Annotated in this window: 13 protein-coding genes and 3 pseudogenes; 13 read left to right on the plus strand and 3 right to left on the minus strand. The window is 71.0% G+C overall.

What is annotated here, in order from left to right; translation table 11 throughout:
- The first annotated feature begins 48 nt into the window (after positions 1-48).
- From ACZZ98_RS16600 to ACZZ98_RS16615, 4 genes and pseudogenes are all read left to right on the plus strand, one after another.
- Positions 49-714, plus strand: a complete 666-nt coding sequence (locus ACZZ98_RS16600; protein WP_463517278.1) for a DUF5998 family protein — start codon at positions 49-51, stop codon at positions 712-714.
- Positions 715-968: 254 nt separating this feature from the next.
- A pseudogene (locus ACZZ98_RS16605) lies at positions 969-1,115 on the plus strand (alkaline phosphatase family protein); the annotation flags it as partial.
- Positions 1,045-1,971: an alkaline phosphatase family protein gene (locus ACZZ98_RS16610; RefSeq protein WP_463517279.1), complete on the plus strand. Its 927-nt coding sequence runs from the start codon at positions 1,045-1,047 to the stop codon at positions 1,969-1,971. The pseudogene ACZZ98_RS16605 and the gene ACZZ98_RS16610, both read left to right, overlap by 71 nt.
- Before the next feature lie 11 nt (positions 1,972-1,982).
- Positions 1,983-2,660: a thymidine kinase gene (locus ACZZ98_RS16615; protein ID WP_463517280.1), complete on the plus strand. Its 678-nt coding sequence runs from the start codon at positions 1,983-1,985 to the stop codon at positions 2,658-2,660.
- 245 nt (positions 2,661-2,905) lie between these two features.
- Here the strand turns inward: ACZZ98_RS16615 and sepH are convergent, their stop codons facing one another.
- A complete protein-coding gene (gene sepH / locus ACZZ98_RS16620; RefSeq protein ID WP_463517281.1) occupies positions 2,906-4,117 on the minus strand; it encodes a septation protein SepH in 1,212 nt (403 codons plus the stop codon).
- Between the two features lie 115 nt (positions 4,118-4,232).
- On the opposite strand from sepH, the gene ACZZ98_RS16625 reads away from it, so the two are divergent.
- The 7 genes and pseudogenes from ACZZ98_RS16625 to ACZZ98_RS16655 all read left to right on the plus strand — a co-directional run bounded on the left by ACZZ98_RS16625 (position 4,233) and on the right by ACZZ98_RS16655 (position 9,084).
- Entirely contained in the window at positions 4,233-5,351 is a 1,119-nt protein-coding gene (locus tag ACZZ98_RS16625; protein ID WP_463517282.1) for a ferrochelatase, read from the plus strand.
- Position 5,352: 1 nt separating this feature from the next.
- Positions 5,353-6,219 (plus strand): inositol monophosphatase family protein, encoded by an 867-nt coding sequence (locus ACZZ98_RS16630; protein ID WP_463517283.1) that lies wholly within the window; start codon positions 5,353-5,355, stop codon positions 6,217-6,219.
- Positions 6,220-6,375: 156 nt separating this feature from the next.
- Positions 6,376-6,676, plus strand: a pseudogene (locus ACZZ98_RS16635) (DUF4193 domain-containing protein).
- A gap of 74 nt (positions 6,677-6,750) precedes the next feature.
- Positions 6,751-7,245, plus strand: a complete 495-nt coding sequence (gene dut, locus ACZZ98_RS16640) for a dUTP diphosphatase (protein ID WP_463517284.1) — start codon at positions 6,751-6,753, stop codon at positions 7,243-7,245.
- A complete protein-coding gene (locus ACZZ98_RS16645; RefSeq protein WP_463517285.1) occupies positions 7,242-8,027 on the plus strand; it encodes a DUF3710 domain-containing protein in 786 nt (261 codons plus the stop codon). The genes dut and ACZZ98_RS16645 overlap by 4 nt, the downstream gene beginning before the upstream one ends.
- Positions 8,027-8,395 carry an OB-fold nucleic acid binding domain-containing protein gene (locus ACZZ98_RS16650; RefSeq protein ID WP_463517286.1) on the plus strand — a complete coding sequence of 123 codons (369 nt, stop codon included), beginning with the start codon at positions 8,027-8,029 and terminating at the stop codon, positions 8,393-8,395. The genes ACZZ98_RS16645 and ACZZ98_RS16650 overlap by 1 nt, the downstream gene beginning before the upstream one ends.
- An 8-nt stretch (positions 8,396-8,403) precedes the next feature.
- Complete coding sequence (locus tag ACZZ98_RS16655; protein ID WP_463517287.1) at positions 8,404-9,084, plus strand: DUF3159 domain-containing protein; 681 nt, start codon at positions 8,404-8,406, stop codon at positions 9,082-9,084.
- Here ACZZ98_RS16655 and ACZZ98_RS16660 read toward each other — a convergent pair.
- Complete coding sequence (locus ACZZ98_RS16660; RefSeq protein WP_380089063.1) at positions 9,069-9,755, minus strand: potassium channel family protein; 687 nt, start codon at positions 9,753-9,755, stop codon at positions 9,069-9,071. The genes ACZZ98_RS16655 and ACZZ98_RS16660 overlap by 16 nt on opposite strands.
- A gap of 22 nt (positions 9,756-9,777) precedes the next feature.
- Positions 9,778-10,437 carry a potassium channel family protein gene (locus ACZZ98_RS16665; RefSeq protein WP_463517288.1) on the minus strand — a complete coding sequence of 220 codons (660 nt, stop codon included), beginning with the start codon at positions 10,435-10,437 and terminating at the stop codon, positions 9,778-9,780.
- Between the two features lie 46 nt (positions 10,438-10,483).
- Here ACZZ98_RS16665 and ACZZ98_RS16670 point away from each other — a divergent pair.
- A pseudogene (locus ACZZ98_RS16670) lies at positions 10,484-12,512 on the plus strand (APC family permease).
- Positions 12,509-13,795 (plus strand): class I SAM-dependent RNA methyltransferase, encoded by a 1,287-nt coding sequence (locus ACZZ98_RS16675; RefSeq protein WP_463517289.1) that lies wholly within the window; start codon positions 12,509-12,511, stop codon positions 13,793-13,795. The pseudogene ACZZ98_RS16670 and the gene ACZZ98_RS16675 overlap by 4 nt, the downstream one beginning before the upstream one ends.
- Positions 13,796-13,813 lie beyond the last annotated feature (18 nt).

A 13,813-nucleotide genomic window follows, 5' to 3' on the forward strand; every position in this document is an offset into this window, starting at 1 on the left:
TGGGTGTGACCCGTGCACGGGCGGGCGCGGCCGGGTCGGTGCGGCAGAATGGGCGACATGATGCGCTCGTTCGACGTCCCCACCCTGCCGGTGGACCTCACTGCGGCGATCGAGCGAGCGGGCTACTACCCGGCGCTCGTCGGCGATGTCGTCGCTGCGGCGCTGGCCGGAGAGCAGGTGCGCTCACACCTCGTCCACCTCGAGACGACCTTCGACCGTGACGTCATCCGTCGGCACGTCACCGTCCTCGTGCTCACCCCCTCACGGCTCGTCATCGCCCACGCCGACGACCACGCGGATGAGGCTGCCGGCGCCGGCGTGACCGACGCCGGGAGTCCGGGTGCCGGCGTCGAGGGCGACGGCGACGTCGCCGGTCCGGGTGGGCAGGAGGTCGCCACCGCCACGACCGAGAGCATCCCGCTGTCCGCGGTCCGCGGCGTCATGCTCACCCACGTCGTCGCCGACCCGCAGAACTACGTGCCCGGATCGCTCGGACGCGAGCTGACCCTGACGCTGGGCTGGGGCGCCGTGAGCCGGGTCGACCTGCTCCCGGCGACCTGTGGCGACCCCGGGTGCGACGCCGACCACGGCTACGACGGCACCATCTCCAGCGACGACCTCGCGCTGCGGGTCTCCGCCACGGCGGACGGTGACGCGGCCCTCCAACAGGCCATCGCCTTCGCGCACGAGCTCTCGGGCTCGCTCGGCCAGTGACCGAGCCCGCGCAGCCGGAGCCGCGCACGCCGCGGAAGCCGCGGCACTCACGCGCGAGGCGCGCGGCGGCATACGAGCCATCCACAGCATCCACGGCACCGACGGCTCCGACGACGTCTGCGCTGTCAGGGGTCCCGGCACCGGCCTACGCCGGGGGCGGCCTAGCCGACGTCCTGCCCTCGATCGCTGCATCGATCGGCCTCCGCGGCGGCGGACCCCGCTGGGTCCTGCCTCCCGCCCGCAGCGCCGTCGTCGTGCTCGTCGACGGACTCGGCTACGACCTGCTCCGGCGTCGGGGTGGACACGCGCCGTGGCTGCGCTCCCTCTTCGGTGACGGGCTGCGCATCACGAGCGGCTTCCCGTCGACGACACCGGTGTCGATGGGGTCGTTCGGCACCGGCCTGGTGCCGGGCGCGCACGGCATGGTCGGCTTCGAGGTGCTCGTGCCCGGCGAGGACCGGCTGCTCAACGAGCTTCTCGTGGGAGGACGGACCGGTCCCCGAGCGCTGGCAGCCACGGGACACGTGGTTCGAGAAGGCCGCAGCCGCGGGAGTCGACGTCATGCGCACCGGTCCCGGCTTCTTCGACGGCTCCGGCCTGACCCGGGCAGCGCTGCGCGGTGGGCGCTTCGTCGCGGCGCAGGAGCTCGACGCCCGGGTCGACGCGACGCTCGCCCACGCACGGACGCCGGGGACGACGCTCACCTATCTCTACTGGGGCGACCTCGACAAGGTCGGCCACGTCCACGGCTGCGAGTCCTGGCAGTGGGGTGACGAGCTCGAGACGATCGACCGGGCCCTCGCTCGGCTGGCCGACGGCCTGCCCTCGGACTGCTCTCTCACGATCACGGCCGACCACGGCATGGTCGACGTCCCCATGGCCAACCGGGTCGACGTCGCCCACGACCCCGAGCTCGCCGCGGGGGTGCGGCACACCGGGGGAGAGCCGAGGGCGCCACAGCTCTACTGCGAGGCTGGCGCCGTGGACGACGTGCTCGCGACGTGGCGGGCCCGAGTGGGCGACTTCGCGTGGGTGTTGTCACGCGACGAGGCGGTCGGCGGCGGCCTGTTCGGGGCCGTGCACGACGAGCACCTCGCCCGGATCGGGGACGTCGTCGTCGCCATGCGCGACGCCCACGCCGTCGTCGACTCCCGCCACCACCGGCCGGCGCTGCTGGCCCTCGTCGGCCTGCACGGATCGCTCACGGACGACGAGGTGCCCGTGCCGATGTTCCATGTCGCGCCGAGGTCGATCTAGGGTGTCGCCTCGTGGCTGAGCTCGTGTTCTTCTCCGGGACGATGGACTGCGGCAAGTCGACGCTTGCGCTCCAGATGGACCACAACCACCGGGCGCGAGCCCGGGTGGGTCTGATCTTCACCAAGCTCGACCGGATGGGCGAGTCGGTCCTGTCGTCGCGGCTCGGTCTCTCCACCCAGGCCCACGAGGTCAGCGACGACCTCGACTTCTGGGACGTCGTCGTCGAGCACCTCACCCACGGCCAGCGCGCCGACTACCTCATCTGTGACGAGTCGCAGTTCTACACCGCGGCCCAGATCGAGCAGCTGGCCAGGATCGTCGACGAGCTCGGCATCGACGTGAACTGCTTCGGCATCACGGCGGACTTCCGCACCGAGCTCTTCCCGGGCTCGAAGCGCCTCTTCGAGCTCGCCGACCGGGTGCAGGTGCTGCAGGTGGCCGCGCTCTGCTGGTGCGGCGCCCGCGCCACCCACAACGCCCGCATCATCGACGGGGTCATGGTCGTCGAGGGCGAGCAGGTCGTCGTCGGGGACACGGCGAGTGCGACCGACGCCTCGGTCGAGTACGAGGTCCTCTGCCGGCGCCACTACATGCGACGCATGAGCAGCCACGCGGCGCGCATGGCCTCCGCCACTCCCGACGTCCTCCCCTTCGACCTCGACGTCTGTGCGGTGCCCCCGCGCGACTGACTTTCGCGTATGCCGCTTGCTCGGCTTTGTGGGTCGCGGGCACATGCCGGTTCGCCGCAGTCCCATCCGCCGCTCGCGCGCTGAGCGCACTCCCGGCTCCCGCCAGGCCCAGCCGGCGGCGAACCGGCATGTGCCCACTCCCAGGTGCGTGTCACGTGCCGCTGTCGACGCTCAGGGGGTCGAGGTCGGGGGACATGCTCAGGTTCGGCCCCTCTGATCGGCGTGTCGCCCGATCTCGACTTGGGTCAGGAGCTGTTGCTGCCGCGGCCTCCGCCGAACATGATGTCGTCCCAGCTGGGGACGCTCGGTCGGCCCTTGCGGCCGGAGGTCTTGCGAGCGGCCGGCTTCGGCGCCGCCGGCACCGTCGGGGTTGGTTCCTCGGTGGCGGGCTCGTCCTCGGCTTTGGCGTCGTGGGTCTCGATGGGGTCGGGCTCGGGGTCGTCGACGGCGTCGTCCACCGTGCTGGGGGGCAGGTGGTGGATGTTGGCCGGGGCGGCGTCGTCGTCGGGGGCGCGCTCGTCGAGGTGTGCGGCCATCGGGTGCTCGCCGCGGGCGGCCGGGGGTTCCGGGGCGTCGGCGGTGTCCATCACGAGGTCCTCGAGGGGGAGCGCGTCCTCGCGTGGCGACTCCTCGACGGGCGTGTGCGTGGGTGAAGGGCGGCGGCGCCCACGCCGGCTGCGGGTGGACTGCTCGCGCATGGCGGCCATGAGGTCGATCGGCTCGCGCGACTTCGCCCGCCGGGTCGGCTTCTCGTCCTCGACGCCTCCCTCGGCCTCGACGTCGAACACGGCGCTGGCGCGGTTGGAGTTGGTGGCCACGTGGGGAGTCGGGATGGCAGAGTCGCCAGAGGACTCCTCACTCAGCCAGCGCGCCTCGTCGTTGCCGGGCACGAGTGAGCGCAGGCGCGGGTCGAAGCGCCACGACGCGGTGCGCTCACGGCCGCCGGCCGGGAAGAGGGCGGTGACCGTCCACTGGCCGTCGTCGAGGCGCGACGAGTCCCAACGGACCAGCTCGGCGGGGACCCCGCGCTCCTTGAAGCGCTCGTCCGCACGGTTCCCCAGGGTCTGTTCGCTCCCCGCGCTGCTGACCGAGCCCCGCCCGGCACCCGTCACCGAGTCGGTGCGTGAGGTGCCGATGACGCAGGCCCGGGCCTGGTTGGCGATGTGCTCGCGCTCGGCGAGGACGGGGCCCTCGAACCGCTGGACCTTCTCGACGGTCCAGCCGGCGCGGTCCGCGACCTCCTCCGTCGACAGGCCGGACCGGATGAGCGACTGCACGTCGCGTGGCCGGAGGCCTCCGTCGATCTCGATCTGCAGCTGGCCGAGCCGGGGGCGGTCCCGCCGGGCGGCAGCGCGCATCGCCTCGTCGAGCGGCACGCGGTAGCGCTTGCCCTCGGCGTCGGACAGGAGGACGTGCGCGCCGTCCTCGTGGACGCCGATGAGACGAAGGTCCTGCATCAGTGAACTCCCGGGCTGTGGACTGGTCACCCACGACTGTGCCACCCTTGACGCCTTCGACAAAGCAGCCCACGCCGGTCGTGAGCAGCGATCCGGGGCTCGTTAGGTTGGAACCATGCCGACCAGGTCCGATGACGACGCACTCGCCCCCTACGACGCCGTGCTCCTGCTCTCGTTCGGAGGTCCCGAAGCACCCGACGAGGTGATGCCGTTCCTCCGACGCGTGACAGCCGGACGGGACGTCCCTGAGGACCGGCTTCAGGAGGTGGCGACGCACTACCACCACTTCGGGGGTGCCAGCCCGATCAACGGACAGAACCGGCAGCTCATCGCGGCGATGCAGACCGAGCTGACCCGTCGCGGCTCGACGGTCCCCGTGCTCTGGGGCAACCGCAACAGCGAGCCGTTCGTCACCGACACCCTCCGCGCGGCCCGGGCGCAGGGCCACCTGCGCATCTGCGTCGTCGTCACGTCGGCCTACTCGTCGTACTCCGGGTGCCGCCAGTACCGCGAGGACCTCGCCGCGGCCACCGAGGAGCTCGGCCTCGCGGCGGTCGACCTCGACATCGACAAGGTGCGGCCCTACGCCCTGCACCCCGGCTTCATCGCCGTCAACACCGAGCACCTCGTCGAGGCCGTGGGCGTGATCGACGCCGCGGACCTCCCGACCACTCGGCTGCTCTTCGTCACGCATTCGGTGCCCGAGGCGATGGACGACACGTCAGGACCGGGCGACGGCGACGGCAACCTCTATGTCGAGCAGCACCTCCGAGCGGGGCATCTCATCGCCCAGGGGCTCGCCGAACGCACCGGCGTGACCCTCGAGCAGGAGCTGGTCTTCTGCTCACGCTCGGGAAGCCCGCGCACCCCGTGGCTCGAGCCCGATGTCAACGACCGCATCGAGGAGCTGGCCGCCGAGGGCGTCACCTCTGTCGTGCTCGCCCCGATCGGCTTCGTGTCCGACCACATGGAGGTCGTCAACGACCTCGACCGAGAGGCCCGCGAGACGGCCGACCGGCTCGGTGTGCGTCTCGTGCGCGTCCCGACGGCAGGAACCCATCCCCTCTTCGTCGAAGCCCTCGTCGACCTGCTCCAGGAGCGCGCGGCGCAGGCACGCGGCGAGGTCGTCATCCCCGCCCATGCGGATGGCGGCGACGTGCGACCGTCGACCTGTGACCCGGGCTGCTGCCCCAACCTCCGGGCGGCGCTGCCGGCTCTCTGTGGACGGGACTGACATGTCATCGACCTCGCCCGACCTCACCCTCCCCGACGACTCCCTGGCGCAGGTCCTCGAGGCGCTCGCCGCCGACGTGGCACGATCCGCCGGTCGCCTCGTCGTCGACGAACGACCGGACGCCGTCGAGGTCGCATCGACCAAGTCGAGCGCGACCGACGTCGTGACCGTCATGGACCAGCGCTCGCAGGACCACCTCATCGCCCGGCTGCGCGAGAGCCGGCCCGATGACGCCGTCCTCGGTGAGGAGAGCGGGGGAGCGACCGGCACCTCCGGGATCACCTGGGTCATCGACCCGATCGACGGCACGGTCAACTACCTCTACGGCATACCCGCGTATGCCGTGTCCGTCGCCGCGGTCGTCGGTGACCCGACGACGCACGGTGCGTGGCGCCCCTTCGTCGGGGCGGTCTACAACCCCGTCACGGACGAGCTCTACCGGGCCCGGGCGGGTGCGGGGTCGCTGGTCGTCCGCCCGGGCGGCGACGAACGCTCGCTCACCCCCACGGGGTGCACCGACGTCGGTCAGGCACTCGTCGCCACCGGCTTCGGGTATGCCGCGGAGCGCCGCGAGCGACAGGCCCAGCTCCTGCTCGACCTCCTTCCGCAGGTGCGTGACATCCGTCGGATCGGCAGCGCCGCCCTCGACCTCTGTGCGGTGGGAGCCGGTCTGGTCGACGCCTACTACGAAACCGGTCTCAACCCGTGGGATCTCGCGGCCGGGTGGCTCGTCGCCGCCGAGGCAGGTGCGGTGGTCGGTGGGCTGGACGGTCCGGGCGAAGCGCTGACCTCGGCCTGTGCCCCTGGACTCGCCCCGGCCTTCCCGGACCTTGTCGAAGACGGCACCAGAAGGCACCTCAGGGGCTAGTCTCAGGTCCGCTGTGGCGCTCAGGGCTCAGATGGTGCACAATCGCCGCTCGCACGGGCACAAAATCGACGCTCCGTGCGTTGACTGGGCCAGCAGGGATGCCAGCAACCGACAGCTCGTCGGTGAGCGGCCAGACGACTTTGTGGAAGGAGAGCCATGGCGACCGATTACGACGCCCCACGCAAGACTGACGATGAGCTGTCGGAGGACTCCATCGAGGAGCTCAAGACGCGTCGCAACGACAAGCGATCCTCCAGCGTCGACGTCGACGAGACCGAGCAGGCCGAGGGGTTCGAGCTTCCCAGGAGCAGATCTCTCCGGTGAGGAGATGTCGGTGCGGGTCATCCCGCGTCAGGCCGACGAGTTCACCTGTTCGCGGTGCTTCCTGGTGCACCACCGCAGCCAGCTGGCGAGCGAGAAGGCCGGCCAGATGGTCTGCCGCGAGTGCGCTGCCTGACCAGTGCGCCACGCACGTCCCGCGTGGTCCGACCGTGGTCGGCCACGCCTGCGTCCGAGATAGGGTCAGTCCCCGTGACTGGCCCTTCTCGCATTCCGGTCGATTTTCGGCGGCTCACTCCGGAAGCCCGCATGCCGGCATACGCGTCGGACGGCGACGCCGGGGCGGACCTCACCGCAGTGGCCTCGGTGACGCTCGCCCCCGGTGAGCGAGCACTCGTCCCGACGGGGATCGCGATCGCCCTGCCGCCGGGCACGGTGGGGCTCGTCCACCCGCGCTCCGGCCTCGCGACACGACACGGCGTGACCGTCGTCAATGCTCCCGGGACGATCGACTCCGGATACCGCGGCGAGATCCTCGTGAACCTCGTCAACCTGGACCCCTACGAGGCGTTCACCGTCGCGGTGGGGGACCGCATCGCCCAGATCGTCGTCCAGGAACATCTCCACGCCGACTTCAGCGAGGCCGACTCGCTGCCGGACAGCGTCCGGGGGGACACTGGACACGGATCCACCGGAGGTTTCGGCACGACGCCTCCAGACACCTTCGAGGAAGTGACCACACCGTGAGCATCTTTCGCCGGCGCAAGGCCGACGCAGAGACGGCCGTCGAGGCAGAGTCTGCAGTCGACCCCGACACCGACACCGACGCCTCCGAGGACGCGTCGGACGACGTGACCGAGGGCTCGGCGCAGATCGTTGCCGACGAGCCCGTGGACCGCTCGGCCGGACCGTTCGACGCGACCGAGGTCGACGACGACGACGGCCGGCTCGACCTGGGCTCGCTGCGCATCAGCGGCACGGAGGGCATGGAGCTGCGCCTCGAGATCGACCAGGAGCAGCAGAACGTCATCGCGGCGACCGCTGTCGTGGGCGAGTCCGCGCTGCAGCTCCAGGCGTTCGCGGCGCCACGATCGGGTGGCCTGTGGGCCCAGATCCGCTCCGAGATCGCGGTCGCGATCGAGGCCCAGGGCGGCACGGCGGACGTCGAGCACACCGAGTTCGGCACCGAGCTCCGCACCCGGATGCCCAGTGCGGGCCCGGATGGACGCACCGTCTTCGCCCCGGCGCGCTTCATCGGCGTCGACGGACCCCGGTGGTTCCTGCGCGGAGTCATCTCCGGCCGTGGGGCCATCGACGAGCCGGCCGCCCAGAAGCTGCTCGAGATCTTCCGCGAGACCGTCGTGGTGCGCGGCAGCGACCCGATGGCGCCGCGGGAGCTGCTTCCGCTGAGCCTGCCGCAGGAGGAGGCCGCACCGATGCCGGCCGCGCCCGACGCGGAGGAGACCCCGACGTCGACCGACGACCTCAACCCGTTCGAACGCGGGCCCGAGATCACCGAGGTGCGCTGATGGGCCTCAAGGAGCGGTTGCGAGACCTCACCCGGACCGAGACCCAGCTCGAGGCCGACGAGATCCGCCAGCGGACGATCTCCGACCCCGGCGCCGCAGTCGCGTGCGCAGGCAAGCTGGTCGAGCGCCGGGAGGCCACCGTCGCGGGCTGCATCCGCTGCATCACCATGCCGCCGCGCCAGGGCATGCCGGTGCTCGTCGCTGAGCTCTTCGACGGTGAACGCTCGGTCAACCTCGTCTGGATCGGCCGTCGACGCATCGCCGGGATCGAGCCTGGCGTCTTCCTCACCGCGCAGGGGCGTATCGCCAAGGCCAAGGGACAGCCCACGATCTTCAACCCGACCTACCAGATCGTCGCGACCAAGTGAGCGCTGAGGTGACCGCGGACGAGAGGGCTGCAGCTCAGACGGTCGAGCAGCTCATCCGGCGGCGGCTGTCCGCGGCCCTCGGTGGCTGGCGTGGCTCCCTGGAGACGGCCCTGCCGACCATCGCGTTCATCGCGCTCTGGAGCTGGCGTCAGGACCTGCAGCTGGCCGTCTGGACCGCTGTCGGCGTGGCGGTCGTCCTCGCGGTCGTCCGGATCGTGCAGCGCTCCAGCCTGCAGCACGTCTTCGGGGCTGTCATCGCCACCGGACTGGCGGCGTTCTTCGCCATGCGCAGCGGCAGGGCCGAGGATGCCTTCCTGCCCGGCATGCTGCTCTCGGGCGCCTACCTCGTCGGCACCGTGGTCTCGATCCTCGTGAAATGGCCCGCGGTGGGCTTCCTCGTCGGAGCCGGCGACCCGCGCGTCGCCGACGACCCGTTCGGCTGGCGTCGGGACGCCGGCATGGTGCGAGTCTGCTCGCGCCTGTCGTGGGTTCTCGTGGGGGTCTACGTCGTGCGGCTCTCGATCCAGATCCCCCTCTACCTCGCCGCGCAGGTCGAGGCGCTGGGCGTCGCCAAGATCGTCCTGGGCTGGCCGTTGTGGCTCGCGGGAGTGGCGGTCATGGGCTGGCTGCTCGTCCGTGGCAACACGCCCCAACAGCTCGACCCCGAGGTCGCTCAGTCGTCGAGCTGACGCTTCTGCCGGGTGCCGGGGCTGAGCATCGACTCGAGGTCTGACTCGCCGTCGGTCGTCGTGATGAACAGCAGCTCGTCGAGCGGTTCCAGGGCGTCGTCACGGCTGGGCGCGATCGGGGCGCCGCCGCGGATGATCGCGGTCAGGACCGTGTCGGGAGGGAAGGCGATGTCACCGACGCGCGTGCCGGCATACGGACTGCCCTCGGGCAAGGTCATCTCCACCATCGCGGCGTGACCCTGCTGGAACTCGAAGATGCGCACGAGGTCGCCGACTGAGACGGCCTCCTCGATGAGTGCGGTCATGAGGCGTGGGGTCGAGACGGCGACGTCGACACCCCAGGCGTCGTCGAACATCCACTCGTTCTTGGGGTTGTTGACGCGGGCCACCGTCCGCGGGACGCCGAACTCCGTCTTGGCGAGCAGCGAAACGACCAAGTTGGTCTTGTCGTCCCCGGTGGCCGCGACGACGACGTCGCAGTCTGCGACACCGGCCTCGGTGAGGGCGCTCAGCTCGCAGGCATCGGCCTGGAGCCAGGCCGCGTCGGCGACCTTGGCGACCCGCTCGCCGTCAGCGTCCCGGTCGATGAGGAGGAGCTGGTGTCCGTTGCGGATGAGCTCGCGGGCGATGGAGCGACCGACACTCCCGGCTCCGGCGATGACGACGCGCATGCGTGGTGGTCCTTGCTGTCGGTTAGGCCGGGGGAGCGGCGTCGAGGATTCGCTCGGCCTCGGAGAGGCGGGCGCGGTCGAGCGAGAAGTGGAGGAGGTCGCCGTCCTGGTGGACGGTCTCGCTCGTGGGGATGAGCCCTTCGCCGAGACGGGTGAGGTAGGCGACCCGTCCACCGACGACGGCCTCGAGATCGAAGACGCGACGACCCACCCAGGCAGGGTTGACCGGCATCTCCGCGATGACCACCCGACCGCTGGGGTCGGTGAACTCCGGGACGTGGCCCTGGGGGAGCAGCCGTCGGAGGACCTGGTCGCTCGTCCACTTGACCGTCGCCACCGTGGGGATGCCGAGCCGTTGGTAGATCTCGGCACGACCGGGGTCGTAGATGCGGGCGACGACGTTCTCGACGCCGAACTTCTCGCGGGCGACCCGCGCCGCGAGGATGTTGGAGTTGTCACCGCTCGAGACGGCCGCGAACGCGTAGGCCTCCTCGATCCCGGCCTCTCGCAACGTGTCCCGGTCGAAGCCGACACCGACGACGCGCCGCCCCTCGAAGGACGCACCCAGCCGGCGGAAGGCCGACTCGTCCTGGTCGATGATCGCGACCTCGTGGCCGGCCCGCTCGAGGGCTCGGGCCAGCGAGGCACCGACGCGGCCGCAGCCCATGATGACGAAATGCACGCTCCGACGCTACACCGGCGAACCATGGGCGCAACGGGGCGTGCGGATGCATAGAGTGGCCGTCGTGAGTTCCTCAGGTCGCGTGGTCAAACGCGTCATCCTCGGGCGGGCCATGCGCTCGGACCGGCTCGGCGAGACCCTCCTCCCCAAGCGCCTCGCCCTCCCCGTCTTCGCCAGCGACGCCCTGTCGTCCGTGGCCTACGCCCCGGACGAGATCCTGCTCACCCTCGGCCTCGCCGGCGGTGCGCTGGCCGCCACCCACTCCTGGGAGATCGCCCTCGGCGTCGTCGTCGTCATGGCCGTCGTCGTCCTCAGCTACCGCCAGAACGTCCATGCCTACCCGTCCGGTGGTGGCGACTACGAGGTGGCGAGCGTCAACCTCGGGCCCAAGGCCGGCCTCACCGTGGGCAGCGCCCTCCTCGTCGACTACGTCCTCACCGTCGCGGTGTCGGTCTCGGCCGGTGTCCAGAACGCCGCATCGGCCTTCACGTTCCTGCGCGGGCACGAGGTGGCCGCGGCCGTGACGATCGTCGTCCTCCTCACCGCCATGAACCTGCGCGGGGTCCGGGAGTCCGGCAAGGCCTTCGCGCTCCCGACCTACCTCTTCATGTTGACGATTCTCGGCATGGCGGTCATCGGGTTCTTCCGGGAGGCCGCCGGGACCCTGCCGCTCGCCGAGAGTGCGGAGCTCGAGCTTCGCCCCCGAGCCCGGCATGGGCGCCCTGGGCACAGCCGCGATGGCGTTCCTGCTGCTGCGGGCGTTCTCGTCCGGCTGTGCGGCGCTCACGGGGGTCGAGGCGATCTCCAACGGAGTGCCTGCGTTCCAGAAGCCGAAGAGCCGCAACGCGGCGACGACGCTGCTCCTCATGGGTGGCCTCGCCATCACCATGCTCGTCTCGATGGTGGCTCTCGCCCGGTGGACCGGTGTCAAGATCGCCGAGGACCCCGCGACCCAGCTGCTCCGCGACGGTCAGCCGGTCGGCGAGGGGCACGTGCAGGACACCGTCATGGGGCAGGTCTCCAAGGCGGTCTTCGACGGCTTCCTCCCCGGCGTCGTCCTCGTCTCCGTCGTCACCGGGCTCATCCTCTTCCTCGCGGCCAACACGGCGTTCAACGGCTTCCCGGTCCTCGGCTCGATCCTCGCCAAGGACGGCTTCCTGCCGCGTCAGCTCCACACCAGGGGCGACCGGCTCGCGTTCTCCAACGGGATCCTCATCCTGGCCGGCGCTGCGGCGGTACTCATCGCGCTCTACGACGCGCAGGTCACCAAGCTCATCCAGCTCTACATCGTCGGTGTCTTCGTCTCGTTCACCCTGAGCCAGGTCGGCATGGTCCGTCACTGGAACCGCCACCTCGCGGTCGAGCGGAACCCTCGGACGCGGGCACGCATGCAGCGCAGCCGGATCATCAACGGCGTGGGTGCGGTGATGTGTGGCCTGGTCCTCCTCGTCGTCCTCGCGACGAAGTTCCTGCACGGTGCCGGCTACGCGATGGCCGCCATGGCCGTCCTCTACTTCCTCATGATGCGGGTGAGGCGCCACTACGACCGGGTGCGCGACGAGCTGCGCGTCGACGAGGGCGACACCAGGCAGCAGCTCCTGCCGTCAAGGGTTCACGCCATCGTGCTCGTGTCCAAGATCCACAAGCCGACGCTGCGGGCGCTCGCCTACGCGCGGGCCACCCGACCCTCGATGCTCGAGGCACTGACCGTCGACGTGGACCCCGACGAGACCAAGGCACTGCAGGCCGAGTGGGACCGCCGCGACATCCCGATCCCCCTCAAGGCCCTCGACAGCCCCTACCGCGAGGTGACCCGCCCGGTCGTCGACTACGTGAAGTCGATCCGGTCCGGCAACCCGCGTGACATCGTCGTGGTCTACATCCCCGAGTACGTCCTGGGGCACTGGTGGGAGCAGGCGCTGCACAACCAGAGCGCGCTGCGGCTCAAGGGGCGGCTCCTCTTCACCCCGGGGGTCATGGTGGCCAGCGTGCCGTGGCAGCTGGTGTCCTCCGCAGGTGTCGAGGAACGCCTGGACGGCCCCGTGGCCGGCGACGTGCGACGCGGCGAGGGATGAGCGAGGCAGGCCTCACGGTCGGCGACGAGGTCGTCGTCGACGCAGGGCCGATCGCGCATGGTGGTTTCGTCGTCGCGCGGCACGAGGGTCGCGTCATCTTCGTGCGGCACGCGATCCCCGGGGAGCGCGTCCGTGTGCGCATCACCGAGGGTGGCGCCGGCGACCGCTTCCTGCGTGCCGATGCCGTCGAGGTCGTCGATCCCTCACCTCACCGGGTCGAACCGCCCTGCCCGTATGCCGGCCCCGGACTGTGCGGTGGCTGCGACTTCCAGCACGTCGAGCTCGCCGAGCAACGGCGCCTCAAGGCAGCGGTCGTGGCGGAACAGCTGCAGCGCCTGGCCCACGTCGAGCGCGAGGTCGTGGTCGAGCCGGTGCCAGGTGACACGGACGGTTTGCGTTGGCGCACCCGAGCCGAGTTCGCCGTGGGCCCCGATGCACGGGCGGGCATGCGGCGGCACCGCAGTCATGACGTCCTGACGATCGACGACTGCCTCATCGCCGCCGATCGAGTCGTCGGCACCGGTGTGCTGCACGGTCATTGGGCGGGTGAGAAGGCGGTCGACGTCATCGCTCCCAGCGAGGGTGCGGCGGTCGTCGTGCGCATCCCCTCGGATGAGCCCATGGTCCCGGTCGTGACGGAAAGCGTTGCGGCGCAGTCGCTCTCGCGGAAGTTCGACGTGAGCGCACGCGGTTTCTGGCAGGTCCATCCCGGCGCCGCCGCCACCTTCGTCGACGCTGTCATTGACGGGCTGCACCCCCGAGCGGGTGAGCGTTGCCTCGACCTCTATGCGGGCGTCGGGGTCTTCACCTCCGCCCTGGCACAAGCAGTGGGGGAGGGCGGCCAGGTCATCGCCGTCGAGTCGGACGCCACCGCCGTCGCCCAGGCGCGGCTGAACGTGGAGTCCACTCCGTGGGTCCACTACGTCCAGGGCCGGGTCGACCACGTCTTCGGTGTCGAGTCGACAGGGCGCGTGGCCGGTTCGCGCAAGGGCGGTCGCCGTCGAAGTGCGCCCCGCCGGCCGAACAGCGCCATGCCGCCCACTGCCGACGTGGTGGTGCTCGACCCCCCTCGCACGGGAGCCGGCAAGGCGGTCATCGGAGCCGTCGTCTCGCTGGCGCCACGCGCCCTGGCCTACGTCGCCTGTGACCCGGCAGCGCTGGCCCGCGACACGGCATACCTCATGGAGCGCGGCTACGCGCTCGTCTCCCTGAGGGCGTTCGACGCCTTCCCCATGACGCACCACGTCGAGTGCGTGGCGATCTTCGAGAGGGACCAGGCCTGACGGGCCGGGGCCGCGCCG

It is taken from the genome of Knoellia sp. AC549, assembly GCF_979258975.1.